Origin of the sequence: Paenibacillus sp. 598K (assembly GCF_003851045.1) — a bacterium.
Lineage (GTDB): Bacteria > Bacillota > Bacilli > Paenibacillales > Paenibacillaceae > Paenibacillus_D.
In genome coordinates, this window is the sequence record NZ_BFBX01000021.1 from 1 (window position 1) to 3,833 (window position 3,833).

Genomic DNA, 3,833 nt, shown 5'->3' on the forward strand with positions numbered 1-3,833 from the left:
CTGCTCCGCAACCCGCTGGCGTCGCCGGGCACGCTCGGCATCACGGCCGGAGCGGGGCTCGGCGCCGTGACGGTAGCGCTGTTGTTGCCTTCCTCGCTGGCAGGACTAATGTCGGTCTCAGCCTTGGTCGGCGGGGCGATCGTCGCGCTGGCGATCTATCTGGTCGCCTACCGCAGCGGCGTCGATCCGATCCGTCTGGCGCTCGTCGGCGTAGCGATCGGCGCCTTCTGCAGCGCAGGGATCGATCTAATCCTGCTACGCGGCAGCTCCAATCTGGCGACGGCGCTCGTCTGGCTGGCCGGGAGTCTGTGGGGACGGAGCTGGGGCGAGCTGCTCGGGTTGTTGCCCTGGCTCGTCGTGCTGCTCCCTGTGACCTGGCGACTGGCGCTTCAGCTCGATCTGATGCAGCTTGGCGAGGCGACGGCCCAAGGGCTTGGCCTACGGGTGGCGACGATTCGTCTCTTGCTATTCTGCTCGGTGATCGGCCTGGCGGGCGCTTCGGTCGCGGCGGCAGGCACGATCGGCTTCGTCGGCCTCATCTGTCCCCATATCGCCCGGACGCTCGTCGGCACCAGGCATCGCATCCTGTTGCCGACCGCGGCGCTGTCCGGCGCGATTATCGTGCTCGCTGCCGATCTGGCCGGACGACTGCTTAAGCCGCCTCTGGAGCTGCCCGCCGGACTGATCATCAGCGCCGTCGGCGCGCCTTTCTTCATCTATGTGCTCTGGCGTTCGTCTCGGAGGCGACAGCAGGGCTGATCGTAGCGACTGCCTCTGCCGGCGTTGCCGCCCTGTTGCTCGACAGGTCGCCCGAGTCGCCTCATATCCTCTGTATCTGTTGACTCTCACGTTTACGTGAGGGTCTATACTAGTCTCGGAGGGATGCTGCATGATACACTGGATGGATAAGAGCAAGAGAGGCAGCTGGACAGGGTTGAAGCTAGTCCTCGGAGGTTGGCTGGCGATGACCGCAGGATTGTATGCTGCCGCCTCAGCGGGCCGATGGGTACAGCAAGCTGGCGGTGTGTATGGAACGGTGCAGCTCGTCCAAGCTGTCGTGGCAGCGACTATCGTCCTGTCGCTGGTCTACGCTATGCAGCGTGGATTGGGCATAAGGCTGAGGTTGTTGCCGTGGTCGGCCAAGGGCGTGACAAGCTTCGTCTGCGGCTTCGGATTGCCCTGTCTGATGGCAGCGGCAGGGCTGGCGATCGCTGCATCGCAAGGGTGGATGACCATAACAGCCTGGCAGGCGACGCCTGGATTGTTCGCGGCGATCGTCGCCCAGCTCGTCATCGCCGCATTGTACGAGGCTCTGCCGGAGGAGCTGACGCTGCGGGGGCTTGTCTACAGCGGGCTGCGGATGCGTCTGCCTGCCGTGTTGGCGTACCTGGGTCAGATCAGTTTATTTGTGATGGTCCCCGTTACCGTCAACGCTCTTCAGCGCTGGACTGGGCAGACGACAGGGGGAGATATCACGCTGGATTATGTCATCCTCCTGCTGGCGTTCGGCATGACCTTACAGCTGTGGCGCAGTCTGACGGGATCGTTATGGGCGTCGATCGGTTTCCATCTGGCTTATCTGACCCTGTCTCGATTCGTCGTGCTGCCGCGCGGGGAGCAGGCGCTGCTCCGATACACGGAGCATGAAGCAGAGACGGGAGCGCTCTTCATCCTGTTCGGGATGACGATCCTCGGCACAGCGCTTGTGCTGCTGGCGATCCTCGGCGCGGGCTGGGCATGGAGGCGCAGGGGATGATGTTAAGGGAGGGGGAGCGAGATGATGACAGTCGGCCAACTGGCGCGGCAGAGCGGGGTATCGGTGCGCACGCTGCATTACTATGAAGAGCTGGGATTGCTGAAAGCGACGCGCAGCGCCAGCGGCTACCGCCAGTACGACGAGGGCAGCGTCATCCGCTTGCAGCAGATCGCTGTGTTGAAGAAAATGTGCTTCACGCTGGAGGAGATCGGCGAGATCCTTGGGCCGCATGTCGTGACAGAGGCGGCACGTCTTGCCGAGGTGTGGGAGCGGGCCTTGGAGCAGCAGGTGACGATCGTGCAGCAGCAGCAAGACCGCTTGCAGACGGTCGAGCACTTGCTGCGCTCGGCGCAATATGCGATCCGGGCGACAGGCCGCGTCGATCTCGACGAACTGCTCGGCTTTATCCGCGAGCTGGACGAGTCCCCGAAGCCGAATCGGAGGCGGCGCAATCGCTTTTTTACGCCAGAGGAGCAACAGCAGCTGCCGCTCAATGACTTCGACGATGCGCGCGTGATGGCGTGGGCAGATATCCTGCGGGATGTGCAGCGCCATATGCATGAAGCGCCGGACTCCACTGCCTCGCAAGCGCTCGCCGTCCGGATCGATGCTTATGCGAGAGAGATATTCCAGGGGGACGAACAGTTGACGGAGACGTTCTGGCAATATGTCGCACCCGATGAGGGAGACGCCGCTGTGCTGTATGGGATGACACGGGAAGTGATGGACTATATCGAGGCGATCCTGGAGACGCTCTACCGGACGAGATCGGGGGCTGTCCCCGAGCGCAGTCAACTGAGAGAAGGTGATGACGGATGATGACGGAACAGACCAAAGCAAGCGAGCTTGCCTTTGATATTCGAAGGAGCATCATCTTGGGCGCCTATGAAGGAGTGGGCGATGTCGGAGTATCGGGTTATTATGAATCGGTCAGGACATGAGACCCGTGTGGAGGTTTACTATTTCCCGCCTATCGGCGAGCAAGGCATAACGAGTTATGCGACAGTCGGCTTGTCCTGCACGCCTCGCTCCGATGGTCGGCTGATCGGGACCGAGTGGGTGCTCGCGCTGACACCGGAGCTGGGTGGAGAGTCCGTCGACCGCGTATTCTCGTATGTATGCGATCTGGTCGCGCATCATATCGCCGTATCTACGGATTCGGAGATTCCGAGGGTGATGGAGGAGAGTGCGCTCGCACCATCGGGGTGGACGACGAGAGCGTTGCTGCTCGATGAATTGCGAGGGGAGAGCGAAGCGCTGGAGGAGCTGCGCGTCGGCAGCGAGACTGTCCAGGTGCTCTGGGCGGTGCCGATCACGGCTGAGGAAGCCTCCCTCCTCTTGGAGGAAGGCTTGGAAGCTTTTGATGAATATATGGACGACAGCGATGAGGCTATCATTGATCCCCGGCGCTCGTAGACGACAGAGATTCGTTTTAGATGCGACCAGTTTTCAACTTATTCCATATATATGCCGCCATAAACCGTGAAAGTTCCTGTCTGCGGCGTCGTGACGCCATCACCCAACCAGCCTATAACAATTGCGACAAGCGAACCTGCAGTGATAAAGGTATTCAGACCCGTCAATGACCCTTGTCGAATAGAGAATCTCGGTACGGTTCCAATCGCTGTGCCTACATAGGGTTCAGTGAATGTGATTGTCTCTTGTAGAATAGTGTAGTCAATCCTAGGTATGAGCGTATTTGGATTTGCGGTTGCTAAGCAGGCAAAAGGGTGCATCGTAATTCCTTCAGCAATGGATGTGTTTTCTCCACTTCCAAAAGTTACATATATACTCCTCACGATTCCGTCACGAGGCATAACAAAGCTTAACGAATAAAAGTAATTGCCACCCTCACCTGTGTGAAAACTAATTACGCCGCTTTGCCAATTGCCAGCGTCAAGCAGGACAACGTCTTGACTATTTGGACTAAAACCGGCAAATTGCACAGATAGTGGGTTTCCCTCGGAATCGGTTGCTATTTCTTGAGAGGTTTGATTTAAAATTGAGAATGGAATAATCCCCGCCACTGGTCCAGTATTCCCGACAGGCCCTGTTGGTCCGGTCGCGCCGCTCTCGC

The 3,833-nt window shown here is 59.4% G+C and carries 4 protein-coding genes and 1 pseudogene; 4 read left to right on the forward strand and 1 reads right to left on the reverse strand.

Annotated elements, in window-relative coordinates; all coding sequences use genetic code 11:
* From PA598K_RS08810 to PA598K_RS08825, 4 genes are all read left to right on the forward strand, one after another.
* Positions 1–759 (forward strand): FecCD family ABC transporter permease (locus PA598K_RS08810; RefSeq protein WP_148091921.1); only part of this gene is annotated, 759 nt, incomplete at its 5' end.
* A 130-nt stretch (positions 760–889) separates the two neighbouring features.
* Entirely contained in the window at positions 890–1,756 is an 867-nt protein-coding gene (locus PA598K_RS08815) for a CPBP family glutamic-type intramembrane protease (RefSeq protein WP_128656606.1), read from the forward strand.
* Between the two features lie 21 nt (positions 1,757–1,777).
* Positions 1,778–2,575 (forward strand): MerR family transcriptional regulator, encoded by a 798-nt coding sequence (locus PA598K_RS08820; RefSeq protein ID WP_128656607.1) that lies wholly within the window; start codon positions 1,778–1,780, stop codon positions 2,573–2,575.
* 81 nt (positions 2,576–2,656) lie between these two features.
* Complete coding sequence (locus tag PA598K_RS08825) at positions 2,657–3,172, forward strand: suppressor of fused domain protein (RefSeq protein WP_260405327.1); 516 nt, start codon at positions 2,657–2,659, stop codon at positions 3,170–3,172.
* Positions 3,173–3,210: 38 nt separating this feature from the next.
* Here the strand turns inward: PA598K_RS08825 and PA598K_RS08830 are convergent.
* Positions 3,211–3,833: pseudogene (locus tag PA598K_RS08830) on the reverse strand (hypothetical protein); the annotation flags it as partial.

What these genes read in the sequence shown, in the direction of transcription:
- PA598K_RS08815 (WP_128656606.1), top strand. Translation starts at nt 890, where the DNA reads ATGATACACTGGATGGATAAGAGCAAGAGAGGCAGCTGGACAGGGTTG.
- PA598K_RS08820 (WP_128656607.1), top strand. Translation starts at nt 1,778, where the DNA reads ATGATGACAGTCGGCCAACTGGCGCGGCAGAGCGGGGTATCGGTGCGC.
- PA598K_RS08825 (WP_260405327.1), top strand. Translation starts at nt 2,657, where the DNA reads ATGTCGGAGTATCGGGTTATTATGAATCGGTCAGGACATGAGACCCGT.